Source organism: Microbacterium cucumeris, from assembly GCF_058349845.2.
Window position 1 is genome coordinate 907,431 of record NZ_JBYRIZ020000001.1, and the last position, 25,945, is coordinate 933,375.

Sequence of the window (25,945 nt, forward strand, 5' to 3'; positions counted from 1 at the left end):
CTCCGCCTCCGTGCCACTGGAAGGGAACCCATGACCACCCCACCGACGACCGCCGTGGACGACGCGGCTCTGCGCCAGGCCATGCACCGCGTGCGCCAGGAAGTCGACAAGGCCGTGATCGGCCAGGCCGGCACCGTGACCGGACTGCTCGTTTCGCTGCTCGCCCGAGGACACGTCCTGCTTGAGGGCGTGCCCGGGGTCGCGAAGACGCTCGTGGTGCGCTCGTTCGCCCGCGCGCTGGGCCTGGACACCAAGCGCGTGCAGTTCACGCCCGACCTCATGCCCGGGGACGTGACCGGTTCCCTCGTGTACGACGCGCGCACGGGCGAGTTCGAATTCCGCGAGGGTCCCGTGTTCACGAACCTGCTGCTCGCGGACGAGATCAACCGCACGCCTCCGAAGACCCAGGCCGCGCTGCTCGAGGCGATGGAGGAACGGCAGATCTCGGCCGACGGCGTGAGCCGTCCGCTGCCCGATCCGTTCCTCGTCGCCGCGACGCAGAACCCCATCGAGCACGAGGGGACCTACTCCCTCCCCGAGGCGCAGCTGGACCGCTTCCTCATGAAGCTCGTCGTCGCGATGCCGGAGCGGGATGCCGAGGTGGACGTCCTGCGACTGCACGCCGGAGGATTCTCGCCGCGCGCGCTCACAGGAGTCCAGGCGGTCGTCACCGCCGAGGAGATCCGCGCCGCCCAGGACGCCGCCGCCCGCGTCGACGTCACGGACGACGTCCTCGGCTACGTCGTCGACCTGGCCCGCGCGAGTCGCCAGTCGCCCTCGGTCCAGCTCGGAGCGAGCCCGCGCGCGTCGACCGCCCTGCTCGCGGCCGCGAAGGCCTGGGCCTGGCTCAACGGGTCGACCGCGGTGACTCCCGACCACGTGCAGACCATGCTCGTCCCGGTCTGGCGTCATCGACTGCAGCTGCGCCCGGATGCCGAGATGGAGGGCGTCTCGGCGGATGCCGTGCTCACCGCGGTCGTGCAGCAGACCCGGGTTCCGATCTAGGTGTTCGTCACCGGCCGCCTCCCCCTGCTGGTCGCTGCGGGGATCCTCCCCGTCGTCGCGCTGTCCGCGACGACGGGGGCTCCGGCGTGGGCCGTGGTCGGCGGCTGGGTCCTGCTGTGCCTGATTCTGATCGCCGTCGACGTCGCCGTCTCCGCGTCGGCGCGCTCGGTCGTCGTGACCCGCCGCGTTCCGGCCAGGGCGCGGCTGAACGAGCCGGTCCCCGTCAGCGTCGCGCTGCACAACACCGGTTCGCGGACGCTGCACGCCGTGATCCGCGACGCCTGGCAGCCCACGGCCGGCGCCCACGCTCGACGGCAGCGCCTCGTTATCCCGTCCGGCGAGCGGCGCCGGGTCGAGATCCCGCTGCATCCGCGCCGCCGAGGCGAGCTGGTGAGCGAATTCGTCATGATCCGCTCGGTGGGTCCGCTCGGCCTGGCCGGGCGGCAGGCGAGGCACGACGTCCGCGGAGCTGTCCGCGTCCTCCCCGCCTTCACTTCGCGCAAGCACCTGCCGTCCCGGCTCGCCCGGCTGAAGGAGCTCGACGGCAACACCAGCATCCAGGTCCGCGGACAGGGAACCGAGTTCGACTCGCTGCGCGAGTACGTCCGTGGCGACGATGTGCGCTCGATCGACTGGCGTGCCACGGCGCGGGCCGGGACCACCATGCTGCGCACGTGGCGACCGGAGCGGGATCGCCACGTCGTCATCCTCATCGACACGGGACGGACCGCGGCCGCGCGCGTCGGCGACGGGACGCGTCTGGAGGCGTCCCTCGAGGCCGCTCTGCTGCTCGGCGCGCTCGCCTCGCGGGCCGGCGACCACGTGCACCTGATGATGTTCGACCGGGTCGTGCGCGGACGCGTCACCGGCGTGGACGGCGCAGCGCTGCTCCCCGCGATGACCGACGCCATGGCCCCCGTGCACGCGGGACTGGTCGACACGGACTGGCCAGCGGCGTTCGCGTCGCTGCGGTCCCTGACGACCCGGCCGTCGCTGATCGTCGTGCTGACCGCGCAGGATGCCGCGGAGTCGGCGCGCGGTTTCCTGGGCGCCTTCCCGAATCCCGGGCGCGCCACGACAGTGCTCGTCGGTTCGGTGACCGACACGTCGGTCGCCGAGATCGCGCGGGGACGCGGATCGCGGGAGGAGGTATACCTCGCCGCCGCTGCCGAGCGGACGCTGCGGGACGCCGAGAACGTCGCGGACGCCGTGCGCCGAGCGGGCGGAGAGGCGATCGCCGCCGATCCCGAGAGCCTGCCGCCGCGCATCGCCGATCGCTACCTCGAACTGAAGGCCGCCGGCAGGCTGTAGACAGCCGTCTCCTTTCCGACCCGACGAGCACCGCTCCGGTCGCGATCGACGCCGCGTTGCGACCCGCAGCATCCACGACGACCCCACGCGGCGAACACGCCGGAAACGCGGACGGCCCCCGCCGTGAGGCGAGGGCCGTCCGAGTACGAGCGGATCAGACGAGGTCGAAGCGGTCGAGCTCGGTGACCTTGCCCCATGCGGCGATGAAGTCGCGCACGAACTTCTCCTTGGCGTCGTCCGCGCCGTACACCTCGGCGATCGCGCGCAGCTCGGAGTTCGAGCCGAACAGCAGGTCGACACGGGTGCCGCGGCCGACGAGCTCGCCCGAGCCCTCCTTGCGGCCTTCGAAGGCATGCGAGCCCGGGTCGAGCGGCTTCCACGTCGTGCCGAGATCCAGCAGGTTCACGAAGAAGTCGTTCGTGAGCACGCCGGGGGTGTCGGTGAAGACGCCGTAAGACGAGCCGTCCCAGTTCGCGCCGAGCACGCGGAGGCCGCCGACGAGCACGGTGAGCTCCGGGGCGGTCAGCGTGAGCAGGTTCGCCTTGTCGATGAGCAGGTGCTCGGCGGGGATCGCCGCCACGTCCTTCGAGACGTAGTTGCGGAAGCCGTCCGAGGCGGGCTCGAGGAACGCGAACGACGCGACGTCGGTCTGCTCCTGGGAGGCGTCGGTGCGTCCGGCGTGGAACGGCACGACCGCGTCGACCCCGGCATCCTTCGCGGCCTTCTCGACCGCGGCGTTGCCCGCGAGCACGATGAGATCGGCGAGCGAGACGCGCACGTCACCGGTCTGCGCCGCGTTGAACTCGGAGCGGATGCCCTCGAGAACGTTCAGCACGCGCGCCAGGCGCTGCGGGTCGTTGACCTCCCAGTCCTTCTGCGGGGCGAGCCGGATGCGGGCGCCGTTGACGCCGCCGCGCTTGTCGCTGCCGCGGAAGGTGGATGCCGCAGCCCACGTGACCGAGACGAGGTCGGCGACCGACAGGCCGGACTCCAGGACCTTCGCCTTGAGCGCTGCGGCGTCGGCGTCGGAGATGAGCTCATGGTCGACGGCCGGGACGTTGTCCTGCCAGATGAGCTCCTCGGCGGGAACCTCGGTGCCGACGTAGCGGCTGCGCGGCCCCATGTCGCGGTGCGTGAGCTTGAACCAGGCGCGGGCGAACGCATCGGCGAACGCATCCGGGTCGTCCTTGAACCGCTCGGAGATCGGTCCGTAGATCGGGTCGAAGCGCAGTGCCAGGTCGCTGGTCAGCATGCGCGGCTCGCGACGGCCGTTCGAGTGCGCCAGCGGAACCATGTCGGCGCCGCCGCCGTTCTTCGGCCGCCACTGGTTCGCGCCAGCCGGGCTCTGGAACAGCTCCCACTCGTACGCGTACAGGATGTGGAAGAACTCGTTGTCCCAACGGGTCGGGTGATAGGTCCACGTGACCTCGAGACCGCTGGTGATCTGGTCGTCGCCCTTGCCGGTGCCGTGGTTGTTCTTCCAACCCAGGCCCTGGCGCTCCAGCCCGGCCGCCTCGGGGTTGTCCTCGAGGTTGGAGTCGGGGGCTGCTCCGTGCGTCTTGCCGAAGGTGTGGCCACCGGCGATCAGCGCGACGGTCTCCTCGTCGTCCATCGCCATGCGCGAGAACGTCTCGCGGATGTCGCGGGCCGACGCGATCGGGTCCGGGTTGCCGTTCGGGCCCTCCGGGTTGACGTAGATCAGTCCCATCTGCACTGCCGCGAGCGGACGCTCGAGGTCGCGGTCGCCGGAGTAGCGCTCGTCGCCGAGCCAGGTGGTCTCCGGACCCCAGTACACGTCGTCGTCCGGCTCCCAGGCGTCGATGCGTCCGCCGGCGAAGCCGAACGTCTTGAAGCCCATCGATTCGAGCGCGACGTTGCCGGCGAGGATCATCAGATCGCCCCAGCTCAGCGACCGCCCGTACTTCTTCTTGACGGGCCACAGGATGCGGCGCGCCTTGTCGAGGCCGACGTTGTCGGGCCAGCTGTTCAGCGGCGCGAAACGCTGCTGACCGGTTCCGCCGCCGCCGCGTCCGTCGGTCACGCGGTACGTGCCCGCGCTGTGCCAGGCCATGCGGATCATGAGGGGTCCGTAGTGGCCGAAGTCCGCGGGCCACCAGTCCTGCGAGACGGTGATGGTCTCCTCGATGTCCTTCTTCACGGCATCCAGGTCCAGCGCCTCGAACGCGGCCTTGTAGTCGAAGTCGACGCCCAGCGGGTTCCGCTCCGCCGTGTTCTTCGCGAGGATCTTGAGGTTCAGCTGCTCGGGCCACCACACGCGGTTCGCGGACCCCATGGTCGGGTGCGGCTGCGCGTGGATGACGGGGCAGGTTCCCGCCTCGTCGGCCTCGACGGGCTCGTCGATGACGGTCTTGGACTGGTCGATGCCGGTGACGTCGTCACCGATACCGGGCACCTGGTCGTGAGCGGTCATGGTTGTCCTTCCGGTGTGGGGGCAGGTTTCAGGTTTCGTCGGCGGCGCACGAGGCGCACAGGCCCCAGTACGTCACCTCGGCCACCGCGACGCGGTAGCCGTGCGCATCGCTCGGCACCAGGCACGGCGCGTGGCCGGTGGCGCAGTCGACGTCCTCGACGGCGCCGCAGCGGGTGCAGACGAGGTGATGGTGGTTGTCGTCGACGCGCAGCTCGAAGAGCATCGGATGGCCGGCCGGCTCGATGCGGCGCACGAGTCCGGCGGCGGCGAAGTCCCCGAGCGCGTTGTACACCGACTGGAGGCTGGTGGACTCGACGCGCTGCCGGACGACGGCGTGGATGTCCTCGGCACTGGCGTGCGGGTGCTCCTGCAGCGCGTCGAAGACCGCGCGGCGCGATTCCGTCACGCGCAGTCCGGCGTCGCGGATGGCGCCGTCGACGTCTGTGCGGGTGAGGGGCATGGCTCCATCCTACTTGTTTTGAATCATTCAAGGAAACCTCGCCACGCGGGCTTCCGCCGATATATCGCTGCGCGGAATCCCTGATGAACCCCCGGCGCGCCTCCTGAAAGTTCTCTGTGAACAGCGGAATCATGTTCACGCCGGGTCAGCGGATCCGGCGCACTCGAAAGGACACCGAAATGAGCGATTCACCGTCCGCTGTGCCCAGCCTCGGCGCGAAGCTCGCCGCCGAAGGATTCGGCACCCTCCTCCTCGTCTTCGGCGGCGTCGGCACCGCGCTGTTCGCCTCCAACCTCTACACCGAGCCTGCGCCGAACGCCGCCGTCTACAGCGCGGTCGCGCTCGCGTTCGGACTCACGGTCGTCGTCGGCGCATACGCCTTCGGTCCGATCTCGGGCGGCCACTTCAACCCGGCGGTCACGCTGGGCGCAGCGGCGGCCGGACGTATCGGCTGGAAGGACGTGCTGCCCTACATCGTGGCGCAGATCGTCGGCGGCGTCGTCGCCAGCACGCTGCTGTTCCTGATCGGGCAGTTCGGCCCCGAAGGCTGGCTGACCGGCGCACAGGACGCCGGGTTCGCCAGCAACGGGTTCGACGAGCACTCCCCCGGCGGGTTCGGCATCGGATCCGCGATCATCATCGAGGTGATCCTGACCGCGATCTTCCTCCTCGTGATCCTCGGCACCACGCACTCCAAGCGCGGCACGCCGTTCGCGGGTCTGGCGATCGGTCTCACCCTGACCCTCATCCACCTCATCAGCATCCCGGTCGACAACACCTCGGTGAACCCGGCGCGCTCGATCGCCGCGGCGATCTACGGCGGTGTCGGCCCGCTCTCGCAGCTGTGGGTGTTCCTGGTGTTCCCCATCGTCGGCGCCCTGATCGCGGGCTTCGCGTACAAGGCACTGTTCGACGGCACGAAGAAGATCTGATCCCCTTCGCGAACGCCCTCGTCGGTCTCGGCCGGCGGGGGCGTTCTCGTGTCGAGGGGCCGTCAGCCGGCGACCAGTCGCGGCGTGCCGGCCTCGTACTCGAGCAGGTCGCCCGTCTGACCGCGGCGGTGGGCGCGACCGCCCACGACGAGCATATAGATGAGGAACACGGCGAGCGCGGCCGCGCCGATCCCGATCTTGACCGGCCACGGCAGCGACCAACCGGTCACGAACCCCTCGACCAGCCCGGACAGCAGCAGCGCGAAGACCAGGCCGATCGCCACGGTGGCCAGGGACCGTCCCTCCTGTGCGAGCGCCTCGCCGCGCGAACGATGCCCCGGGGCGACCCACGCCCAGAAGACATGCAGCCCTGCGGCGCCGGCGACGAAGAGGCAGGTCATCTCCAGCATCCCGTGCGGGAGGATGTACAGGACCATGATGTCCGCCCGGTCGTACGCGGCCATCACCGCTCCCGAGACGCCGAGCCCGACGGCGTTCTGCACGAGGATGTACACCGGCCAGATGCCGGTGACGCCGAACAGGACGCACTGGGCGGCGAGCCAGGCGTTGTTCGTCCAGACCATGCCGGCGAACACGGCGGCCGGGTTCTCGGTGTAGTACTGGGTGAACTCTTCCTCGGCGTACGCCTCGAGGAAATCCGGTTCCCCGAGGGTCGCGACCAGGCTCGGGTCCGCCGAGATCCAGGCCGCCGTCCCGACGGTGATCGCGATGAACGCCAGCGCGATGACGAGCGTCGTCCAGCGCACGCGGTACAGCGCAGCAGGCAACTGATCGACGAAGAAGCGGGTGATCTGCGTGAGCACGCTGTCGCCTGCTCCGGTGAGCCGCAGACGGGCACGCGCCAGGATCGTGGACAGGTACGCGCTCTGCGGGGACTCCCCCACGGAGGTCTTCAGTTCGGCGAGGTCGGCGGATGCCGCGCGGTACCGGACGATCAGCTCGTCCACACGGTCGCCGTCGTCGAGACGCGCACGGCTGAGTTCGTCGAGGCGCTCCCACTCCGTGCGGCGCGCATCGCTGAGGGCGTCGGCATCCACCTGATTAACTGTACTCATGTCCACGCCCATCGAAGCGAGCGAAGAGGTCCTGTCCGGCGAGGCGGTCGCGATCGACGTGCAGCCCCTCGGCTTCTTCCTGCGGGTCCTGGGCGCCCTCATCGACATGGCGCTGTCGTTCGGCCTGTACGTGCTGTTCCTGTTCCTGCGGATCTGGATGCTCGACGCCGGCCTCATCGACGATGCGATCGATCGCATCCTCAACGTGTCGTCGATGGTCGTCTGCTTCGTCGTCGTCCCGGTCGCCCTGGAGGTGTCCCTGCGCGGCAGGAGTCTCGGCAAGCTCGCCGTGGGCGGGCGCATCGTGCGCGTGGACGGCGGCGCGACCGGATTCCGTCACGCGTTCATCCGGGCCCTCCTGGGAGTGCTGGAGATCTACATGACCTTCGGGTCCGTGGCGTTGCTCACCGGCGCCTTCACGGCCCGGTCCCAGCGCCTCGGCGATCTGGTCGCCGGCACCTACAGCCAGCGCGTGCGCACGCCGAAGCTCGTGCCGCACGAGCCCGCTCTGCCTCCGATGCTCGCGGAATGGGCCGGGGTCGCGGACGTGGCGCGCCTGCCGGATCGCCTCGCCCGGCGGATCTCGCAGTTCCTGCGCACCGCGCCGCAGATGATGCCCCAAGCGCGAGCGCGGATCGCGGATCAGCTCGTCGCGGAGGCCCTGCCCTTCGTCTCGCCTCGTCCGATCGCCCCCGCGGAGCAGGTGCTCGCGGCCATCACCGTGATCCGCCGCGGCCGGGAGCGGCGTGCGCTGCAGATCGCCGATGAGCGTGCCGAGCGTCTGTCCGGGCGCTCGATCGGCGCCTGAGCCTCAGAAGCGGATGGCGTCGATCACCTTGACGCGCAGAGCTACGAGCGCCGGGATGAACCCGGCCACGGCGCCGACCACGACCGAGGCGACCAGACCGGTCAGCGCCGCTCTCATCGGGAACGGCGGGATGTCCTGGATGCCCTGGAACATGCTCGTCACGATCCACTCCGATCGGAGCAGGGCGACGACGACGGCGATGCCGATGATGCCGGCGACCGTCGTGGCGACCAGGCTCTCCAGCAGCACCGTGGTGAACACGCGAGCGCCCGTGGCTCCGAAGGCGCGGCGCACGCCGATCTCCCGCACGCGCTGGCGCATCGCGACGAGCTGGATGTTGATCAGGCTCAGCGCGCCGAGGGCAAGGATGAGCACCGCGATGCCCCCGGTGATGAGCTCGAAGGTGCGCATCGCGTCCTGAGCCCCGGACACGGAGGCCCAGTCGGTCCTCGTGACGGACAGGTCCTGCCCGTCGGCGAGTCCGGCGCGCAGATCCATCGCCAGCACGGGGCCGATCTCGGCGGCCTGCTCCTCTCCGACCCACACCTCGTAGGTCGGTGCGAGGCCCTCGGGCAGGCTGTCGACCCTGGCGCGGTAGGCGTCGTAGAGCAGATCCACGCGCGGCTCCTCGTCCCAGACGCCCTGCTTCGGCGTGACGCCGACGATCTGGTAGGTGCCGGCCGCCGGCCCGGACACCGTCAGCAGCGGGTGCTGCGAGAGCGGCACCCGGCCGAGTCGATCCCACAGCGGTTCGCTGATCACCACGGCGGGCGCGAGCGCCTCGACGTCGGAGTCGCGCAGCCAGCGTCCCTCGAGCAGGCTCTCGCGATGGATCTGCGCGAACGCGGGGTCGACCAGGCGCGCGGGGATCTCGGTCACGCCGTCGGGGAGCTGCACAGGCAGGGTCATCCCCTGCACGTTGCGCGCGGAGTGCGAGAATCCGAAGCGTTCCCCGACCTGCTGGAAGTGGGCGTCGAAGGCGTCGACGTCGACCGCGCCGCCGTCCTCGCTGTACGGCGACACGGCGATGGTCGCGACGCGACCGCCCCACCGGTCGGACTGTTCGGCCTGATACTGCTGCTGGAACTCGCTGAACGCGACGACAGCGGTCAGCGCCGCGACCGAGACCGCGATCCCGATCAGGCTCAGGAGCACGCGCAGCTTGTGGACGCGGATCTCCGCCCACGCGTCGGAGAGCGCGCCGAACAGGGCGGTCATGCGCCCGCTCCGGGCACCGATTCGGCGAGGGTGGACGCCTCGAAGGCGCGCGTGAGGTCTGCGGGTGCGAGCAGGCCCGCGTCCAGGCGATAATGCCGCCGAGCCCGCGCGGCCACGTGCAGGTCATGCGTGATCGTCACCAGCGCCGCATCCGTCTCGGTGGCGACCTCGTCCAGCAGCGCCATGACCGACGCGCCCGTGTCGATGTCGAGGGCGCCGGTCGGCTCGTCCGCGAGGATCAGCACGGGACGGCGCACGAGGGCGCGTGCGATGGCGACGCGCTGCTGCTCGCCACCCGAGAGCCGGTCCGCGATCTGGTCGATCCGGTGCCCGAGGCCGACGCGCTCGAGCATGTCGGTGGCGATGTCGCGGCGACGCCAGAACAGCCGGCCGGACGCGTGGCCCAGGGGCATCATGACGTTCTCGAGCGCAGTGCGGCCGGCGAGCAGGTTGAACTGCTGGAAGACGAACCCGACGTTCGCGCCGCGCAGACGATCGAGCCTTCCGGTGCGCATCCGCCGGACCGGGGTGCCCTCGAACGCCACGGATCCGGTCGTCGGGGCGTCGAGCATCCCGAGGATGTTCAGGAGGGTCGACTTGCCGGATCCGCTCCGACCGACGATCGACACGTGGTCGCCCGCCGCGACGTCCAGGCTGATGCCGCGCAGGATCTCCAGGCGGGAGTCGTCGGCGAGCGTGACGCTCTTGGTGACGTCCTCGAGCGTGACGAGGCTCACCAGCTCATCCCGCTGTCGCACTGCTCGACACCCGGCTCGATCTCGTAGCAGACCTCCTCGACCGGGGCGGCGAATCCGGGCACGAACTGCCGGATGCTGTCGCCCTCGGCGAGTCCCTCGGTGACCTCGACCATGGTGCCGTCGTTGACGCCGAGGGTCACGGGGCGCTCCTCGGGTTCCCCGCCGTCGCCGGCATCGACCCACACGACGCCCGAGCCCGAGCCGCCCTGCACGGCGGTGACGGGGATGACGAGTGCGTCGTCCACCTGTCCGAGCGCGAGATCCAGCTGTGCCGGAAGCCCGGCGAACACCGTCTGGTCCGAGGGGACGGCGCACCGCACGCTGGCCGTTCCCTCGTCGGACACCTCGACGCGCACGCCCGTGCAGGAGAACGGCGCGGGTCCGCCGGTGATCGTCACGGTCGCTTCGCTCGGCGCGCCCACCAGACGGTAGAGCTGCACGGGTTCGACGGTGGCGAGCACGTGATAGCGCGCAGGCTTGAGCGTGGCGATCTGCTCACCGACCGCCGTCATCTGGCCCTTGACGAGCGCGATCTCGGAGATCTCGCCCGCCTCGGGGGCGACGATGTCGACGTTCCGGCGCGGGTCCTCCTGCTTGACGGTGAAGAGCTTCTGGCCGGCCTGGACGGTCGCGCCGTCGCGCACGTGGACTTCGGTGACCGTGCCGTTGACGTCGCTGCGCAGCACCACCGGTTCGTCACGGGCGATGGTGCCGCTCAGCGTGAGCTCGTTGACCACCGACGCCCGCTCGACGGACACGATCGGATCGGTGACTGCGGCCTCGGGAGCGACGACCGCCTGGCTGCTGTCGGGGAAGAACGCCAGCTTGACGAGGGCGGCCGCACAGGCGCCGAACACGATGAGCAGGAGGATGGGGAGAACCCAACGACGCCAGACGACCACGGCTGCTGCCTTTCCGGGTGCGACGCTCTGACGCACTCCGGGTCAGGATAGCCGGGAACTGTTTACCGGGTACTCATTTACTCGGCGGCGCGTCGCCCGCGACCTCGGCACCAAGCTCCACTCGGCGGCGCGTCGCCCGCGACCTCGGCACCACGCTCCACTCGGCGGCGCGTCGCCCGCGGTATCGGTCTCAGGCGCGCAACGCTTCGTGCCGCACGACGATCCAGCCGGCCGGGACCGACAGGCGATCCGCGTGCTGGGCGCACAGGTCGTGCGCATTCGGATGCCGGGACCCGCCGAGCGGGCCGAGCGCGGCCATCTGGTCGCCGTAGTCGTAGGTCAGCGTGGCGACCGCTTCGCGAGCGCAGCCCACCTTCGAGCAGAGTCTCTCGTCCATCCGCTCCAGGCTAGACCGCTCCCCCGGCCCCGAGCGGATGCCGCGCCCGGCGGCCTAGACTTTGGTCATGCCTCGTCGCCGCCCCGCTCGCACCGCTCCCCGCAGGGGAAGCAGGCACGGACGGCACGGACGGCTCGGGCGCAGCGAGGTCGTCCGTCCGCCGCTTCCCCCTCTGGAGGGCCGGATCGACCGATTCGACCTCTCGGTCGGCACCGCCGTCGAGTTCCTGCGCGGCACCTGGCCGGAGCTCGAGGACGTGCGGTTCGAGATCGGCGCGATGCCGATCGGGGACGACGGATCCGGTCTCGTCCCGCGCTGGGCGATCGACCGGAACGCCCGGCGCATCGTGCTGTACCGCGTACCGATCGAACGATTCCTCCCGCCCGGTCACGACGACGCCGCGCACCGGCGCATCTCGGTCGAGAGCGCCGTGTTCCGCGCTGCCGCTGAGTTCGTCGGCCGTGATCCGTGGGAGCTGGGCCCCGAGGGCTGAGCCAGGACCGCCCTCAGGGGTAGACCGTGATCTCGCTCTGATCGGTGCGGCTCGGGAAGATCGGCCATCCCGCGAGGCGCCCTTCGCCGGCCATCGTCACGGCGGCGGCGACCTCGCCGTCCGTGGTCAGGGTGTAGACGGTCGACGCGCGCACCGTCACGAGCTCCGCGGCCCCGGCCGGCACGATGACCTCGCGTTCGCCGCCGCCCGGCGCGGCCAGCGTCACGCTGACGTCCTGATCGGTGTTGTTGACCAGGTGCAGCTTCGGCGCCGGCCCGGACGGAACCGCGAACAGGTTCTCCCCGGTGAGGGGTGTCGCCGGTGTCATCCAGGCGAAGTCGGTTCCGGCGGCGGCGCCCTCGCTCTGCCAGATGGCGCCGATGACATCCGCCTCGGCGGTGACCTCGACGCTGTAGGTGCCGATCTCGAGGTCGGCGAGCGCGACGTCGAGGGGCGTCCCCGCCGTGAGCGGGACCGAGAACTCCGCGGCGACATCACCCTCGTCGTCGCGCACGACCACGCGAGCTTCGGTGTCGGAGTCCGCGGACAGCAGGCGGATGGCGTCAGTGGCTGTGCCCTCGCTCGGCGCCACGACCTGCACCCCGGCGAACCTCAGCGTCCGAGACGCCTCACCGGCCGATCCCTGCAGGTCAGCGCCCGCGGGGTCCAGGATGCGGGTCAGCGCGGACTGCAGCACGGCGCGGACGGGCGCTCCCTCGGCCGTGACGCGCACGACGGGGTCCTCGGCACCGGCGGCGATCGACGCGAACGGCAGCGCGACCTGGGTCTGGGCCGGGACCACCGTCGTCGTCGGGTTCACGGCCCCGCCGTAGACGGTGAGCGTGACCGTCGCGGGCACGGCGCCGGGATTGGAGAGCACGAGGACGTCATTGGCGCCCGTGTCGACCGAGCCTCCGACGATCCAGGACTGGGTGCTCGTGGGGGCGCAGGCCGAGGCCGCGAGACCGGACAGGTCCTCCTCCTGCAGCTGCAGGGATTCGGATGCCGCGATGGCCGCGCTCGCGCGCCCCTCGACGGCGCCGGTGAAGACCGCGGCTCCGTCGCCGGACACTTCAGGCGTGGCGATGGCGGTGCGCTCAGGAGACACGGGGTCGCCGTCGACCGTCACCCGGCCCTCGCCTGCGGATTCCATCTGCTGCGCGCTCTGCGCATCGCGGCCGAGCGCGCGGAACGGCCCGGAGCACACCAGCACCGGGTCGCCCGGCACCGTGCTGACCTGGGTCGAGGCCGGGGTGTGTGCAAGAACCGGCCACGGAGCCACGGTCGCCGCCATCGTCGCGGCGACGCATCCCACGGCGACCACGGCGCCGACGAGGAGCCGTGCCCCGGTCGCGACGACGGTGACCGCGCGCTTGTCCGTCTTCATCGGTCCTCCTCGTGCTTCTCGGGGTTCTCGGGCCTCTCCCCCGGTTCCGCCGCGCGGCCCTCTCGGACTGCGTCGTCGTTCGAGGAGACCGCGTCGTCCGACCCTTCGACCACGGTTCCGGCACCGTCCTCGGTGTCTGCGGCGGGCGCCGATGCCGCAGCATCCCGCACCGGATCGGCATCGGAGGGGTCGGAGCCGTCGGTCGTCGCGGACACGGACGCCCCGGAATCCTCACCCGGATCGGCATCCGCGTTCTCGGCCTCGGTCGGCGGATGCTCCACCACCGCCGAGTGCGCGTGCTCCGCAACGCGGGCGTCATCGCCGCCATGGCGCCGGATGGGCGTCGGCGGTTCCTCGGGCACCTTGCCGACGACGCGGGAGATCGCCTTCGCCGCCCGGCGCGACGCTCGCGTCGGGACAGCCAGCAGGAGGGCGGCGAACACGACGACGAGCTGGAGCGTCGTGACCGACCGCGCGATGCCGTGCTCGGTGTCGCTCAACTCCGCTCTGGCGGGGGCATCGCCGGAGTCCTCGAGCCGCCACAGCGTGCCGATGCCGGTCACATCTCCGGCGCGCACGAAGCCGGTGCGCTGATCCAGCGCGATCACGGCGTCCAGGCGGAATCCTTGCGCACCGTCGTCCGAAGCCGACGGCAGCTCGTCGAGCAGCACGAAGTCGATCCCGAGTTCGGCGAGCTCGGCCGCCGCCTCGAAGTCGCGCGACGAGACGAGGTCCACGGCGAGCGCGCTGACGTCCGTCCCCTGCACCGTGGTGGCCGTGCTGAGCATGGTGGTCTGCGCTCCGAGCGTGTCGCTGGATCCCCAGACGACACGCGTGGCGATGCTGTCCTCTCCGAGCGGCGTGATCACCAGTGTCCCGAGCTGCTGGTCCCCTCGCGCGTTCGCGGCGATCAGCGCGGGCAGCGTGCTCCCCGACCCTTCGACGACGGCGCTGCGCCCGGTGTGCAGAGCGGTGAGCGCCGGGACGGCGCAGATCGCGAGCGCGACGCCGGCGGCGACGGCCGCGACGGTGCGCAGGCGGGGAAGGGCGATCAGCGTGTCCAGAGCGACGGCAGCGGCGCCGACGACGCCGACCCACGCGAGACTGAGCGCCGAGCCCGGCCAGATCGGCACCGGGGTCCCCTGGGAGAAGCTGACCGCGATCCCGACGGCGAGCATGGCGGTGGCGAGGCCCGACAGCGCGATGACGAGGAGCACGAATCCGGCGCGACGACGCGGTGCCAGCGGAGACACGAGAGCCAGCAGCGCCAGCGGTGCGAGCAGCAGCGGAACCCAGGCGGCGACGGCGGGATCGAGCACGTCGGTCCAGGACGCGAGATCGGCGGTGGGGAATCCGGTCGCGAGCAGGAGCCGTCCGGCGGCGTCCGCGGTCGCCTGAGATCCCTGCCAGATGTAGCCCGGGTCGGCGAGGATCGTGAGGAACTCGCCTCGCCCGAGCCGCCGCACAGCGAGCGGCAGGAACATGACGATGGTCGGGATCAGCACCCAGATCAGCCGTACGGCGCCGCGCAGCTTCCGCTGAACCAGGACGATGACGAGGGCGATGACCCACACGATGAGCAGAGCCGGGGCAAGCGCGGGTGCGGAGGCGACCACGCCGACCAGCAGGACGGATGCCGCGCCGGCCGCGCCCCAGGAGCGATGCGCGACGGCCGCGGCGTGGAACAGCCACGGCAGCAACAGGTGCACGATCACCGCGGCGGGTCGCCCGTCGATGAGGGCGGTGAGGAAAGTCGGCGCCAGAGCCCACACGACTCCGACGAAGATGCGCAGCCCCGGCCTGTCCGTCACACGGGTCGCGGCGAACCAGCCGCCCAGGACCGTGAGAGGCAGCGCCAGCAACCAGAGCAGCACCAGCGAGAACGAGGGGCCGGCCGGCCAGAGCGATCCGAGCACCGCCAGCACGGCCGCGAAGGGATCGGCGGGTCCCGTGACGTCGACGCCGAGACCGCGCGCTCCCCAGGTCGCGTCCTGCCAGAGGCCCGCGAGCGTGTCGCGCATCGGCAGCAGACCGCCGCCCGCCATGTCGCGCCAGGCCAGCAGGGACGTGAACGCCACGACGCTCACGAGCCCGGCCGCGAGGACGGCCCATGCCCCGCCTCCGGAGAAGAAGCGGAGTTCGCTGACCGCGCCGCGTTCGCTGCCGTGACCGTCGTCGAGGCGGCGACGCAACTGGGCGCCGGTGACGCGCAGCGGCGCGATGCTCGACCATCCCGCCGAGCGGAAGGCACGGATGCGGCCGCGCGCGCGGGCGACGGCGCCGAAGCGGACCATCGCGGTCGCCGCCGCTCCCCATTCCGGCAGCACGGCCGCTGGACGCTTCTCGATGAGGTGGACGATCGTCCGCCACAGCGCGAGGGGCAGGAAGCTCAGCCAGTGCAGTGCGACCACGACCGCGGGCGCGTAGACGAGCCGGCGGTGCAGCTGCGCGAGGCGCGTGACGTAGGCGCGCGCGGACGGCCGCTGCGGCAGAGCCGCCGGTCCGTCCGGTTCGACGCGGAGGCGCGCGGCCGGCGCGAGAACGACGCGGCCTCCGCCGAGCCGGGCACGGACGCCGAGGTCGAGTCCCTCGTCGGCGCCGCCGAGCGCCTCGTCGATCTTCAGGTGTGGCCGCACCTCGGCGCGCAGCAGGATGCCGCGGATGTCGGACCCGAGCGCCTCGTCGGCGCCGTCGTGCTGCCCCTGGTCGAGCTCCCCGGCGGCGAGCTCCACGGAGCGCCCGAGTGTGGTCATCGTGACGCCGAACGAGACGATCTCGCCCTCGGTTCCCTGGCGGACGAGCTTGGGCGCTGCGATCGCCGCGGACGGCGACCGTTCGAGGGCTCCCGCGAGCTGCGCGAGCGCCGACGGATCCGGGGCGCTGTCGTGCGTGAGCAGCCACACGGCGCTGCCGTCGGGCACCCGCGCGGAGCCGAGCGCGACGGCGTCTGCGAAGGAGGTCGTGTGGCGCGCTTCGATGATCCCCTCGGCGATCGCGGCGACAGCCGGGCTCTCGCGGGCGGTCGTGACGTCGCCGCACACCACGAGGGTGACGGCATCGGGTCGACGGGTCTGCGCCTGGAGTGCCTCGAGGGTGCGAAGCAGCTGCGCGCGGGCGGTCGCGCCGGAGCGCGCGACGATGACGGCGTGAAGTCGGGCTGGCATGGCGTGGCCAGCCTAGGCGCGGATCGGCGCGGCTGCGCTCAAGCGCCCGGCGCGCCTGCGAAGCCGTGGGTCAGCTGGCGCGGCGCTTGAGCTTGCGACGCTCGCGTTCGGACAGTCCGCCCCAGATCCCGAAGCGCTCGTCGTTGCCGAGCGCGTACTCCAGGCATTCGCCGCGGACGTCGCAGGAGGCGCAGATGCGCTTGGCGTCGCGGGTCGAGCCGCCCTTCTCGGGGAAGAAGGCCTCCGGATCCGTCTGTGCGCACAGCGCGTCGGTCTGCCAGGCGAGCGCGTTGTCCTCGTCGGTATCGACTCGACGGACCCCGGGGACCCCGAGGTTCACTGGATCGACGTACCAGTTGTCGGGAACGTCGGAACGGTAACCCGTCATGTCGCTCTCCCTTGCCCTGTCTGTTGCCCCCCACCGGGCCGTGCTCCACTAATTACACCCGTGTCATTCGCCGCGGTCAAGTCGCGGAGAATAAACCCTCAAGCGACTCTTGAAGGTTCTTGGAGCCTCGTCGGCGTGTCGCGCCGGGCGTGTCGGAGAGGCGGATCGGGCGGGCTCAGCCCGGCTGAGCGATGAACGCCTCGCCGGTCCCCGCGAGCGTGAGCACGGCCTCGTCGGCCGAGAACAGCGCCGAGCCGACCGCGACCGCGTGCGCCACGGCATCCGCTCCGGCCACGGTGACCGAGCCGGCGGTCGCCAGCACCATCGCCGGAGGGGTCACATCGACGGCGACCGGGGCGCCGTCGAGCGTGACCCGGCGCAGGGCGAAGTCGTCGACCTCGACCGGGTACTCCGTCACGGCCCCGTCTGCGGGGCGCAGCACGGGCACGTTACCCGGCGTGGCGTCCAGGACGCTCAGCAGCTCAGGCACGTCGATGTGCTTGGGGGTGAGCCCGCCGCGCAGCACGTTGTCGCTCGCGGCCATGATCTCGACGCCGAGCCCCGACAGATAGGCGTGCAGAAGCCCGGCGCGCAGGAAGATGCCCTCGCCCCGACGCAGCACGATGTGGTTCATGAGCAGCGCCACGACGACGCCCGGATCCCCCGGGTTGCGCTCCGCGACCGTGCGGATCGCGTGGATCGTGTCCTCGAACTCCGCAGAGGACGCCGTCTCGAGCGCGCCGATGACGTCGTCGACCGCGTCCTGAGCCCGACCGGACAGCAGCCAGGCGATCGCGCCGCGCAGCCCGTCGGCGCCCGTCAGGTGCGCACGCAGCTCCGCCGGACCGCGGCCGTCGCCGAGCGCCTCCACCAGCCGGAGCGTGGCATCCACGGGCCGGAGTCCTCCCAACGCCTCGAAGCGCTCGCTGAGGGCGACGATCAGCTCGGGCTTGTGGTTGTCGTCGCGGTAGTTGCGGTGCGGGTCGTCGGCCGCGAGCGATGCCTCGCGCCTGCGGCCGTCCCGGGCCTGCGCGATCGTCGGGTGCACCTGGATCGACAGCGGATCGGCGGCGGCGAGGAGCTTCAGCAGGTACGGCAGGGACCCACCGGTGACGGCATCCAGCGTCCGGCCGTCGTCCAGCTCCGCAGGGTCCGACGCGTGATCTCCGAACCACACCTCGGCCTCCGGCGCGGCCGAAGCCGGACGCCCCTCCAGGTCGGCGAGGAGAGTGGTCGATCCCCATGCGTAGTCGCGCGGTGCATTCGAGAGACTCAGCAGCATGCCCCCAGCGTAGAGCCATGCCCGCCCGTCACAGCGGAGGCCGGATCGTGCGCGGTAGCCTGAGTCACGATGGCGCAGTACACGAAGCATCCCGTGACGGCCCCGCCCGCCGCGCCGGAGCGCGAGTCGACGGGGCATCTGCTGCTGCGCGGCTACATCGTGCTGGTGCTGATCGCCACGTTCGCGCATTCCGCCGTCTACAACCTGCTGGGACAGCTCGGCGCCGCCGTCGTGATCGCGGTGCTGACCCTCGCGACGCTCGGCATCGGGATCCCGATGCTCGCGCGTTCCCGGCCCGCCCCCTTCGCCTGGCGCCGCCTGCCCTGGGCTGCTCTGGGCTACACCGCGTTCGCCCTGCTGTCGGTCGTCTGGTCGGGGTGGCGGGTGCCGACCCTGGCCACGTGGGTGCTGCTGGCGGCGGTCACCGTGAACGCCCTGTTCATCGCCCATGCGCTGAGCTGGCAGGAGATCGGTCGCGCGCTCGCCTCCGCGTTCAAGTGGATCCTCGCCCTGTCACTGGCCATCGAGCTGTGGGCGTCGCTGATCGTGCACGGACCGATACTGCCCAACTTCGTGACCCTCCCGGACGGCTCGATCGATCCGCAGTGGTACTGGGTGCGGGACAACCTGTTCGACGGCGGGCGGCTGCAGGGCATCGTCGGCAACGCGAACCTGCTGGCCTTCATCTGCCTGTTCGCGCTCATCACGTTCGGCGTGCGCTTCGCGCTCGGCGCCCGCTGGCGCACGACGCTGGCGCTGTGGATGCTTCTGGCCGCGTTCTTCTTCGTGCGCGCCTCCTCGGCGACCGCGTGGATCTGCGCGTTCGCCGCTGCGGCGGTGCTCACGATCGCGCTGCTGATCCGCCGCACGAGCACCTCGCGCGCTCGGGCGAAGGTCTACGCCTGGTGCCTCGGCATCCTCGCCGTCCTCGTCCTCGGGGCCGCACTGCTGCACCGTCCGATCCTGGCGGCGCTCGGACGCACGGCCGACCTCACCGGCCGCAGCGACCTGATCTGGGCCGCCGTGCTGGAACGGGCGGCGACGAGTCCGGTGATCGGTCTCGGATTCTCGAGTCCCTGGATCCCGACCGATCCGGCGTTCGACGGCTGGATCACCGATCACGGCATCACGGTGTTCCACGCGCACAACATGTGGATCGACGTGCTGTTCCAGCTCGGCATCGTCGGTGCGGTCCTCATGGCGGTCGCGTACGGGGCCCTGCTGTGGCGGGCGTGGTTCTTCGCCGTGGACCGGCCGCGCTGGGATCTGCGGGCCGACCGACCGTACTCCCCACTGACGCTGCTGCCGGCCCTGTTCACGACCGTGCTCCTCGTGCAGGGGCTGAGCGAGTCCACGCCGATCATGCTGTGGGGGTGGCTGCTGCTGGTGCTGCTGTCGTTCAAGATCAAGTCGGTGCCGCTGGTCGGTGTGGGCCTCAGCGAACAGGCACGGGTCACCGAGCACGGTCGTCGGTCTCGGCGGGTGCCATGAGCGCACGCCGCGGGCTCGCGCGCCTGCTCGGTTCGGTCGAGATGGCCAGGGCGTTCACCCTGGCGGCGCTGGTGGCGGTGTTCGCGTCCTTCGCGATCGAGCGGATGACCTCGACGGTCACCCTCGCGACGATCGTCTTCGCGCTGTGCACGGTGGGGATCGCCATCCTCGTCGTGCGCCGCGAGGAGCTGTCGCTGCTGCGACTGGCACCCTCCTCGCTGATCGCCTTCCTCGCGCTCGCGCTCGTGAGCGTCATCTGGAGCACCGACCGCTCCGACACGGTGTTCGCGTGGCTCTCGCTCCTCGGATACGCCGTCCTCGCCATCACGATCGGGCACATCCGGGACACCCTGCAGACCGTCCGCGCGATCGGGGACACGCTGCGCGTACTCCTGGCGGTCTCGCTCGGGATGGAGATCCTCTCCGGGGTGCTCCTGGACCTTCCGTTCACCTTCCTCGGCATCGAGGGCGCCCTGGCCGCGGGGGGGCCGATCCAGGGCATCTTCGGCACCCGCAACATGCTCGGCTTCGTCGCCGTGATGGCGCTCATCACGTTCGTGATCGAATGGCGCACGCAGTCGGTGACGTCGCCGATCGCCGTGCCCTCGATCGCCCTCGCGGCGTTCCTCGCGCTGCTCTCCGCCTCCCCCACGGTGCTCGTCCTCGCGGTCGGCGTGGGTGTGGCGACCGGAGCGCTCACCATCGTCCGTCACACCGCGCCGGCCCGGCGAGCCATGGTGCAGTGGGTGCTCGCCGGACTCGTCACCGTCGCTCTCGCGCTCGCCTTCGTGCTTCGGCATCCGATCATCGCGTGGCTGGGGGCCGGATCCGATTTCACGATGCGGGCGGATCTCTGGAACCGGATCCTCGACTTCGTGGCGATCAAACCGCTGCAGGGCTGGGGGTGGTTCGGCCCGTGGCATCGCGGTGAATACCCGTTCAACTACCTGAACTACCTGCTCGACCAGCAGCACGCGACGGCACTGAACGCCTACTTCGACGTGCTGCTGCAACTCGGCGCGGCCGGCCTCGTGCTCTTCCTGCTCCTGGGTGGGATCGCCCTCGTGCGCTCGTGGCTGGTGGCCAGCTCCCGCCGCTCGGTCGTGTACGCATGGACGCCGCTGATCCTGGTCACGCTCGCGATCGACTCGATGTTCGAGAGCTTCACGCTCGCGAACCTCGGCTGGTTCATGCTCGTGCTGTGCGCGCTGCGCGCCGGGCAGTCGCGATCCTGGCGCGAGAACATCGACGCAGCGCAGACCGGAGTGATCCCGACGCTCCCCGGACAGGGCTGATCCCTCGGGCGCACCGCGGCGGTCTCGGGGAATCCCTGGTCAGGGAAGGTAGGCTGTCCCTGCTCGCTGAACCGCTCGCCGGGCATTCCCCTGTCCGCGTGCGTCGCACCACCTCGGAGAGAGATCGCCTGTGCCCCACGTCCTGCAGAACGTCGTCTTCCCCCTCGATCGCGACCCCGACCTGTTGCCGCTGTACGCCGACCCGGAGACCTGGTCCACCATCGACGACGAGCCCGTGCGCGTGTCCTCGCGTGCGCACCTGGGGAACATCCTCGGGCGCAACAGCGCCCGGATCGTCGCCGGACGTCGCGTCTCGCTCGGCACCTACTTCAACGCGTTCCCGGCGTCCTACTGGCAGCACTGGACGAGCGTCCGCGACATCCGGCTCACGGTGCACACGGACGGTCGCGCGACGATCCTCGTCTACCGCTCCAACGGGGCGGGGATCCGTCAGCGCATCGCGACCCAGGAGGTCACCGGGAAGGCCACCAGCGACTTCGACCTCTCCCTGACGCAATTCAGCGACGGTGGATGGATCTGGTTCGACGTCGTCGCCGACGAGAAGAACGCCGTGCTCGAGGGAGCGCAGTGGACGACCGAGCAGGAGCCCTCCCGAACGGGCAAGGCCTCGATCGGCATCACGACGTACAACAAGCCGGACTACTGCGTCTCGACGCTCACGGCCCTCGCCGATGCACCGGAGGTGCTCGAGCTCGTGGACCGGATCTTCCTCATCGACCAGGGCACGCAGCTCGTGGCGGACGAGGCCGGCTACGACGCGGTGGCCGAGCGCCTGGGCGACACGCTGGACGTCATCCGCCAGCCGAACCTGGGCGGCTCGGGCGGATTCGCGCGCGCCATGCACGAGACGCTGCAGCGCCCGGAGAGCGATTTCGTCCAGCTGCTGGACGACGACGTCCGGATCGAGCCGGAGTCCCTGCGCCGTTCGATCATGTTCGCGCAGTACGCGACGAACCCCGTACTCGTGGGCGGGCACATGTTCGACCTGCTCGACCGTCCGAAGCTCCACGGCTGGGCCGAGGTCGTCGACGAGGTGCCTTTCATGTGGCGCAACCTTTATCAGGAGGAGATGCCGCACGACTTCGGCACCGCGAACCTCCGTCAGACGCCTCTGCTGCACATGCGCATGGACGCCGACTACAACGGCTGGTGGATGTGCCTGATCCCGCTGGACGCGATCCGCGAGGTCGGCCTGGCGCTGCCGGCGTTCATCAAATGGGACGACGCCGAGTTCTGTCTGCGCGCGGGCGAGGCCGGATTCCCGACCGTGTCGATGCCGGGGGTCGCGCTCTGGCACGTCTCCTGGGTCAACAAGGACGACTCGATCGACTGGCAGGCGTACTTCCACGCCCGCAACCGGATCGTGGCGGGACTCCTGCACTCCGAGGTCCCGTTCGGGGGAAGGCTCATCCGCCACAGCCGCCGCGTCGACCTCAAGCACCTCATGATGATGCAGTACTACCCGGTGGCGCTGCGCGCCAGGGCGCTGCGCGATGTGCTTTCGGGCCCGGAGCACATGCGCCGCAATCTCGCCACGGCGATGCCCGCCGCGCGGGCACTCGCTGCCGAGTACCCCGAGACCATCGTGCACAAGGATCCGTCGACCGTGCTGCACTCGCGCCGCGGCCGCCAGGTGTACAAGAAGCTGAAGCAGCACGAGTACGACAGCCCGACCGGGTTGAAGCTGCGGTGGTTCACCATCTCGACGCTGCTGTCGCACTGGCTGCACCGCCCGGACCCCGCGAACGTCTCGCAGCCCGAAGTGGAGTTCGGCAAAGGCGATGCCCACTGGTGGCGCCTGCCGCACTTCGACAGCGCGCTGGTCAGCGCCGCCGACGGCTCCGGGAAGAACATCTACACGCGCGACCGCGCCCGCTTCCGCCGCATGCTCCGCGACACCGTCCGACTGCACGCGCAGCTGCAGCGTCGCTGGCCCGAACTGCAGCAGCAGTACCGGGCCGCGCTTCCCGAGCTGGTCTCCGACACCTCCTGGCAGCAGATCTTCGAGGAGAAGGCATGACCGCCGCCGTGTTCGATCCGGCCTCGGCGACCATCGTCATCGTCACGTACAACCGCTCGCACCTGCTGTCCGGCCTTCTCACGAGCATCTCGGCGATGGACCCGAAGCCCGGTCACGTGGTGGTCATCGACAACGCCTCTTCGGACGACACGACCGAGGTCGTGGCGAGCTTCCGCGACACGATCGGCACCGAGATCGTTTACCGCCGCCTCGATGAGAACACCGGCGGTTCCGGTGGCTTCAGCGAGGGGATGCGCACGGCGTACGAGCTCGGCTCCGAGTGGATCTGGATGATGGACGACGACGTCGAGGTCGTCGAGGACGGCCTGGCGAAGATGGGCAAGTGGGCCCCGCGGTTCAAGAGCATCCAGGGCCGGCGATACGACTACGACGGCAGCGAGTTCTACTGGCAGTATCGGATCGCCGAGCGCATGGGCATCCCGATCCCCTTCGCCCCCGCCGGGTTCGACGCCTCCGGCTTCCGGGAGATGAACAGCGGATGCTTCGAGGGCATGTTCATCCACCGCTCGATCGTGCAGCAGGTCGGTCTTCCCGACCCGCGGTACTTCATCTACTGGGACGACCAGACCTACGGCTGGCTCGCGTCGCGGAAGACGACCGCGGTGATCGTGAACGAGTTCGTCCTGCGTCGCACGCGCGAGATCCGCCAGTGGGACCTGGGCGTCCGGCACCTGAACGCTTCGAGCAACGCCTACCGGTACTACATCATGCGCAATCGCGCCTTCATCAAGCAGTACTACCGGGTCCACGGCGTCTACAACCCCGTGCTCTTCGGACTCGGCACCGCGGCGACCTTCTTCAAGGAGCTGATCCGACTCGTGTTCGTCGAGCGCACCGTGCGCGGGACGAGCAACCTCTTCCGCGGCATCCGGGACGGCGGCCGACTCGGCCGCGATCGGAGCTGGAAGCCGATGCCGCCTCTGGAGGCCTGATGACCGACGAACCGCAGCCCGAACTCCGCTGGGCGCCTCGCGAACCGAAGCCCGCGAACAAGCGGAAGGTCTGGCTGATCTCCGGGCTCGCCGCCCTCGCGCTGGCCATCGTGGTCGTCTTCCTCATGTTCGTGCTGCCCGGCGCCTTCCCGGCGGGTCCGACGCCGTCGCCGACGTCGACGCGCACGCCCAGCGCGGCGCCGACGACGACCACCACCCCGTCTCCGACACCCACGACCTCTTCCGAGCCGACCGAGCCGCCGCAGACTCCCCCGCCCGTCCCGGATCCCGACGTCGATGCGTTCGCCGGGCAGGTGCGCCCCTGGCTCGATGACGCGGTCACGGGTCTTCAGATCGCCTCCGAGACGAGCGGCGAGGATGCCGCGAGCGTGATCGAGCCCATCCGCCAGGACGCCGAACGGCTCTCGGACACACCTCCGCCGAGCTCCATCTCGGCGGAGTGGTCGGACGGCGTGTCCTCGTACCTGTCGGCGTTGAGCGATCTGCAGGACGCCTATCGCAGCGGCAGCGGCATCGGCGGCGCCGAGGACGCCGCGACTGCGGCTCTCCAGAACCTGCGGGATCTCGTCGAACTCTGACGGTCGTTGCGGTCGGGCTCAGCCGGTCTTGAGGTCGGCGTTGTAGCGATCGAGGACCTCGCCGATCGAAGCGTCCAGGACGAGCGACCCTCGGTTGAGGTAGAGGCCGCGTGTGCAGAACCGTCGCAGGTCGCGCTCGTTGTGGCTGACGAAGAACAGCGTGCGTCCTTCGGCGAGCAGTTCGTCGATGCGGGCGTAGCACTTGTCGCGGAAGCCCTTGTCACCGACGGCGAGCACCTCGTCGACGAGCAGGATCGGCTCGTCGAGCTGCGATACGACCGCGAAGGCGAGACGCACCTTCATGCCGTTGGAGAGGTGCTTGTACGGAGTGTCCTCGAAGCCTTCCAGCTCGGAGAAGGCGATGATGCCGTCGTAGCGGCGGGCGACTTCGGCGCGTGACATCCCGTGCAGGCCGGCGGTGAGCTTCACGTTCTCGCGCACCGTCAGGTCGCCGACGAAGCCGCCGGTCAGCTCGATGAGCGGCGCGACGCCGCCGTTGACGCGGACCGTGCCCTCGTCGGGAAGCAGCACGCCCGCGACGAGGCGCAGCAGTGTGGACTTGCCCTGGCCGTTCCGGCCGACGACGCCGATCGACTCCCCCGGTTGGACGGTGAACGACACGTCCCGCAAGGCCCAGAACTCCCCCGGCCGCGAGCGGCGCGAGGCCCCTGCGAAGATGTCCTTGAAGCTGCGGCGACCGCGACGGTTGCGCCGGAAGCGCACGCCGAGTCCCTGCACGTCGATGGCCGCGGACATCACAGCTCCTTCAACACGGGTCGTTCGAGCACGCGGAAGACCCACTGCCCGAGGACGAGGAAGCCGACGCTCATGACGGCCGCGATGAGTACGGTGGTGCCGTCGAACTGGTCGGGGAAGAAGGGCATCCTGTACAGCATGAAGATGCCCGCGAGCGGATTGAAGGCTCCCAGCGTCTGGAAGACACCGGGAAGGTCGCCGAGAGTGTAGATGATCGGCGTGGCGTAGAACAGCGCGCGCAGGATCAACGCGGTCGTGCGTTCCAGGTCGGTGTAGAGGACGCACAGCGGCGCGACGAGCAGCCCCAGCCCGATGAGCAGAATCGTCTGCAGGATGATGGCGACCGGCATCCAGAGAATGCCCCACCCGAACTGCGTCTCCGGTGTGAAGACGGCGAACAGGACGAGAACCGGAAGCGAGAACAGGTACTCCATCCCCTTACTGAGCACGATCCGGTTGACCCAGATGGATCGCGGGATCGACGTGGAGCGCACCAGACGGGCATCCTTCTTGAACGCGCGGGTGAAGTCTCCGACCGCGGCGTTGAACCAGACCCACGGCAGCAGCGCGCTGATGAGAAAGACGATGTACGGCTGCAGTCCCGCGGAGCGGTGGAAGACCTGGGTGAAGACGAACCAGTAGATGACGCTCATGACGAGCGGGTCCAGTACCGACCACAGGTACCCGAGGAAGCTCGTCGAGTAGCGCACCTTCAGGTCGCGCGCGGACAGCAACCACAGCGAATGCAGGTATCGCCGGGGCGTCCCCGGCGCCCCGACAGCAGCGTGACTCACAGGA

The 25,945-nt window shown here is 70.4% G+C and carries 23 protein-coding genes; 10 read left to right on the top strand and 13 right to left on the bottom strand.

Going from position 1 to position 25,945, the window contains the following annotated elements; translation table 11 throughout:
* The first annotated feature begins 30 nt into the window (after window positions 1–30).
* Together AC3RXZ_RS04530 and AC3RXZ_RS04535 are read left to right on the top strand one after the other, a co-directional pair.
* Window positions 31–1,005, top strand: coding sequence for an AAA family ATPase (locus tag AC3RXZ_RS04530; protein ID WP_243224877.1), 975 nt, complete (start codon window positions 31–33; stop codon window positions 1,003–1,005).
* Window positions 1,006–2,316, top strand: coding sequence for a DUF58 domain-containing protein (locus AC3RXZ_RS04535; protein ID WP_491493276.1), 1,311 nt, complete (start codon window positions 1,006–1,008; stop codon window positions 2,314–2,316).
* 154 nt (window positions 2,317–2,470) lie between these two features.
* Here AC3RXZ_RS04535 and katG read toward each other — a convergent pair whose 3' ends face one another.
* Together katG and AC3RXZ_RS04545 are read right to left on the bottom strand one after the other, a co-directional pair.
* Window positions 2,471–4,747 (bottom strand): catalase/peroxidase HPI, encoded by a 2,277-nt coding sequence (gene katG, locus AC3RXZ_RS04540; RefSeq protein ID WP_491493277.1) that lies wholly within the window; start codon window positions 4,745–4,747, stop codon window positions 2,471–2,473.
* Window positions 4,748–4,775: 28 nt separating this feature from the next.
* Complete coding sequence (locus AC3RXZ_RS04545; protein ID WP_243224875.1) at window positions 4,776–5,207, bottom strand: Fur family transcriptional regulator; 432 nt, start codon at window positions 5,205–5,207, stop codon at window positions 4,776–4,778.
* A 179-nt stretch (window positions 5,208–5,386) separates the two neighbouring features.
* Here AC3RXZ_RS04545 and aqpZ point away from each other — a divergent pair, with 179 nt between their 5' ends.
* Complete coding sequence (aqpZ, locus tag AC3RXZ_RS04550) at window positions 5,387–6,139, top strand: aquaporin Z (RefSeq protein WP_243224874.1); 753 nt, start codon at window positions 5,387–5,389, stop codon at window positions 6,137–6,139.
* Between the two features lie 62 nt (window positions 6,140–6,201).
* Here the strand turns inward: aqpZ and AC3RXZ_RS04555 are convergent, their stop codons facing one another.
* Window positions 6,202–7,197 (bottom strand): stage II sporulation protein M, encoded by a 996-nt coding sequence (locus AC3RXZ_RS04555; protein WP_243226157.1) that lies wholly within the window; start codon window positions 7,195–7,197, stop codon window positions 6,202–6,204.
* A gap of 16 nt (window positions 7,198–7,213) precedes the next feature.
* Here AC3RXZ_RS04555 and AC3RXZ_RS04560 point away from each other — a divergent pair, with 16 nt between their 5' ends.
* Complete coding sequence (locus AC3RXZ_RS04560) at window positions 7,214–8,023, top strand: RDD family protein (protein ID WP_243224873.1); 810 nt, start codon at window positions 7,214–7,216, stop codon at window positions 8,021–8,023.
* Window positions 8,024–8,026: 3 nt separating this feature from the next.
* Here AC3RXZ_RS04560 and AC3RXZ_RS04565 read toward each other — a convergent pair whose 3' ends face one another.
* The 4 genes from AC3RXZ_RS04565 to AC3RXZ_RS04580 form a co-directional block, all read right to left on the bottom strand.
* Window positions 8,027–9,241 (bottom strand): ABC transporter permease, encoded by a 1,215-nt coding sequence (locus tag AC3RXZ_RS04565; protein ID WP_491493278.1) that lies wholly within the window; start codon window positions 9,239–9,241, stop codon window positions 8,027–8,029.
* Entirely contained in the window at window positions 9,238–9,978 is a 741-nt protein-coding gene (locus tag AC3RXZ_RS04570) for an ABC transporter ATP-binding protein (protein WP_243224871.1), read from the bottom strand. Before AC3RXZ_RS04570 ends, AC3RXZ_RS04565 begins: the two co-directional genes overlap by 4 nt.
* Entirely contained in the window at window positions 9,975–10,937 is a 963-nt protein-coding gene (locus tag AC3RXZ_RS04575) for an efflux RND transporter periplasmic adaptor subunit (RefSeq protein WP_491493279.1), read from the bottom strand. The genes AC3RXZ_RS04570 and AC3RXZ_RS04575 overlap by 4 nt, the downstream gene beginning before the upstream one ends.
* A gap of 154 nt (window positions 10,938–11,091) precedes the next feature.
* Window positions 11,092–11,298 (bottom strand): DUF3499 family protein, encoded by a 207-nt coding sequence (locus AC3RXZ_RS04580; RefSeq protein ID WP_243224869.1) that lies wholly within the window; start codon window positions 11,296–11,298, stop codon window positions 11,092–11,094.
* A 67-nt stretch (window positions 11,299–11,365) separates the two neighbouring features.
* Here AC3RXZ_RS04580 and AC3RXZ_RS04585 point away from each other — a divergent pair, with 67 nt between their 5' ends.
* A complete protein-coding gene (locus AC3RXZ_RS04585) occupies window positions 11,366–11,791 on the top strand; it encodes a hypothetical protein (RefSeq protein WP_243224868.1) in 426 nt (141 codons plus the stop codon).
* A 13-nt stretch (window positions 11,792–11,804) separates the two neighbouring features.
* Here the strand turns inward: AC3RXZ_RS04585 and AC3RXZ_RS04590 are convergent, their stop codons facing one another.
* The 4 genes from AC3RXZ_RS04590 to manA all read right to left on the bottom strand — a co-directional run bounded on the left by AC3RXZ_RS04590 (window position 11,805) and on the right by manA (window position 18,012).
* On the bottom strand, window positions 11,805–13,178 hold the full coding sequence (locus AC3RXZ_RS04590) for a DUF5719 family protein (RefSeq protein ID WP_491493280.1): 1,374 nt from the start codon (window positions 13,176–13,178) through the stop codon (window positions 11,805–11,807).
* Window positions 13,175–16,342 (bottom strand): glycosyltransferase, encoded by a 3,168-nt coding sequence (locus AC3RXZ_RS04595; RefSeq protein WP_491493281.1) that lies wholly within the window; start codon window positions 16,340–16,342, stop codon window positions 13,175–13,177. The genes AC3RXZ_RS04590 and AC3RXZ_RS04595 overlap by 4 nt, the downstream gene beginning before the upstream one ends.
* A 70-nt stretch (window positions 16,343–16,412) precedes the next feature.
* Window positions 16,413–16,730: a WhiB family transcriptional regulator gene (locus AC3RXZ_RS04600; protein WP_243224865.1), complete on the bottom strand. Its 318-nt coding sequence runs from the start codon at window positions 16,728–16,730 to the stop codon at window positions 16,413–16,415.
* A 175-nt stretch (window positions 16,731–16,905) separates the two neighbouring features.
* Window positions 16,906–18,012, bottom strand: a complete 1,107-nt coding sequence (gene manA, locus AC3RXZ_RS04605) for a mannose-6-phosphate isomerase, class I (protein WP_243224864.1) — start codon at window positions 18,010–18,012, stop codon at window positions 16,906–16,908.
* A 69-nt stretch (window positions 18,013–18,081) separates the two neighbouring features.
* Here manA and AC3RXZ_RS04610 point away from each other — a divergent pair, with 69 nt between their 5' ends.
* From AC3RXZ_RS04610 to AC3RXZ_RS04630, 5 genes are all read left to right on the top strand, one after another.
* Window positions 18,082–19,503, top strand: a complete 1,422-nt coding sequence (locus AC3RXZ_RS04610; RefSeq protein WP_491493282.1) for an O-antigen ligase family protein — start codon at window positions 18,082–18,084, stop codon at window positions 19,501–19,503.
* Window positions 19,500–20,798: an O-antigen ligase family protein gene (locus AC3RXZ_RS04615; RefSeq protein ID WP_491493283.1), complete on the top strand. Its 1,299-nt coding sequence runs from the start codon at window positions 19,500–19,502 to the stop codon at window positions 20,796–20,798. Before AC3RXZ_RS04610 ends, AC3RXZ_RS04615 begins: the two co-directional genes overlap by 4 nt.
* Before the next feature lie 130 nt (window positions 20,799–20,928).
* Window positions 20,929–22,839 carry a glycosyltransferase gene (locus AC3RXZ_RS04620; RefSeq protein ID WP_243224861.1) on the top strand — a complete coding sequence of 637 codons (1,911 nt, stop codon included), beginning with the start codon at window positions 20,929–20,931 and terminating at the stop codon, window positions 22,837–22,839.
* Window positions 22,836–23,792 carry a glycosyltransferase gene (locus tag AC3RXZ_RS04625; RefSeq protein WP_243224860.1) on the top strand — a complete coding sequence of 319 codons (957 nt, stop codon included), beginning with the start codon at window positions 22,836–22,838 and terminating at the stop codon, window positions 23,790–23,792. The genes AC3RXZ_RS04620 and AC3RXZ_RS04625 overlap by 4 nt, the downstream gene beginning before the upstream one ends.
* On the top strand, window positions 23,792–24,391 hold the full coding sequence (locus AC3RXZ_RS04630) for a hypothetical protein (protein WP_491493284.1): 600 nt from the start codon (window positions 23,792–23,794) through the stop codon (window positions 24,389–24,391). Before AC3RXZ_RS04625 ends, AC3RXZ_RS04630 begins: the two co-directional genes overlap by 1 nt.
* 18 nt (window positions 24,392–24,409) lie before the next feature.
* Here AC3RXZ_RS04630 and AC3RXZ_RS04635 read toward each other — a convergent pair whose 3' ends face one another.
* Together AC3RXZ_RS04635 and AC3RXZ_RS04640 are read right to left on the bottom strand one after the other, a co-directional pair.
* Complete coding sequence (locus AC3RXZ_RS04635; protein WP_243224858.1) at window positions 24,410–25,147, bottom strand: ABC transporter ATP-binding protein; 738 nt, start codon at window positions 25,145–25,147, stop codon at window positions 24,410–24,412.
* Entirely contained in the window at window positions 25,147–25,941 is a 795-nt protein-coding gene (locus tag AC3RXZ_RS04640) for an ABC transporter permease (protein ID WP_243224857.1), read from the bottom strand. Before AC3RXZ_RS04640 ends, AC3RXZ_RS04635 begins: the two co-directional genes overlap by 1 nt.
* Between the last annotated feature and the right edge of the window lie 4 nt (window positions 25,942–25,945).

Bases quoted from the DNA above. Each gene is read 5' to 3' on its own strand.
- AC3RXZ_RS04565 (WP_491493278.1), bottom strand. From the start codon at position 9,241: ATGACCGCCCTGTTCGGCGCGCTCTCCGACGCGTGGGCGGAGATCCGC.
- manA (WP_243224864.1), bottom strand. From the start codon at position 18,012: ATGCTGCTGAGTCTCTCGAATGCACCGCGCGACTACGCATGGGGATCG.
- AC3RXZ_RS04560 (WP_243224873.1), top strand. From the start codon at position 7,214: ATGTCCACGCCCATCGAAGCGAGCGAAGAGGTCCTGTCCGGCGAGGCG.
- AC3RXZ_RS04595 (WP_491493281.1), bottom strand. From the start codon at position 16,342: ATGCCAGCCCGACTTCACGCCGTCATCGTCGCGCGCTCCGGCGCGACC.
- AC3RXZ_RS04625 (WP_243224860.1), top strand. From the start codon at position 22,836: ATGACCGCCGCCGTGTTCGATCCGGCCTCGGCGACCATCGTCATCGTC.
- aqpZ (WP_243224874.1), top strand. From the start codon at position 5,387: ATGAGCGATTCACCGTCCGCTGTGCCCAGCCTCGGCGCGAAGCTCGCC.
- AC3RXZ_RS04600 (WP_243224865.1), bottom strand. From the start codon at position 16,730: ATGACGGGTTACCGTTCCGACGTTCCCGACAACTGGTACGTCGATCCA.
- katG (WP_491493277.1), bottom strand. From the start codon at position 4,747: ATGACCGCTCACGACCAGGTGCCCGGTATCGGTGACGACGTCACCGGC.
- AC3RXZ_RS04610 (WP_491493282.1), top strand. From the start codon at position 18,082: ATGGCGCAGTACACGAAGCATCCCGTGACGGCCCCGCCCGCCGCGCCG.
- AC3RXZ_RS04615 (WP_491493283.1), top strand. From the start codon at position 19,500: ATGAGCGCACGCCGCGGGCTCGCGCGCCTGCTCGGTTCGGTCGAGATG.
- AC3RXZ_RS04635 (WP_243224858.1), bottom strand. From the start codon at position 25,147: ATGTCCGCGGCCATCGACGTGCAGGGACTCGGCGTGCGCTTCCGGCGC.
- AC3RXZ_RS04630 (WP_491493284.1), top strand. From the start codon at position 23,792: ATGACCGACGAACCGCAGCCCGAACTCCGCTGGGCGCCTCGCGAACCG.
- AC3RXZ_RS04580 (WP_243224869.1), bottom strand. From the start codon at position 11,298: ATGGACGAGAGACTCTGCTCGAAGGTGGGCTGCGCTCGCGAAGCGGTC.
- AC3RXZ_RS04545 (WP_243224875.1), bottom strand. From the start codon at position 5,207: ATGCCCCTCACCCGCACAGACGTCGACGGCGCCATCCGCGACGCCGGA.
- AC3RXZ_RS04530 (WP_243224877.1), top strand. From the start codon at position 31: ATGACCACCCCACCGACGACCGCCGTGGACGACGCGGCTCTGCGCCAG.
- AC3RXZ_RS04590 (WP_491493280.1), bottom strand. From the start codon at position 13,178: ATGAAGACGGACAAGCGCGCGGTCACCGTCGTCGCGACCGGGGCACGG.
- AC3RXZ_RS04585 (WP_243224868.1), top strand. From the start codon at position 11,366: ATGCCTCGTCGCCGCCCCGCTCGCACCGCTCCCCGCAGGGGAAGCAGG.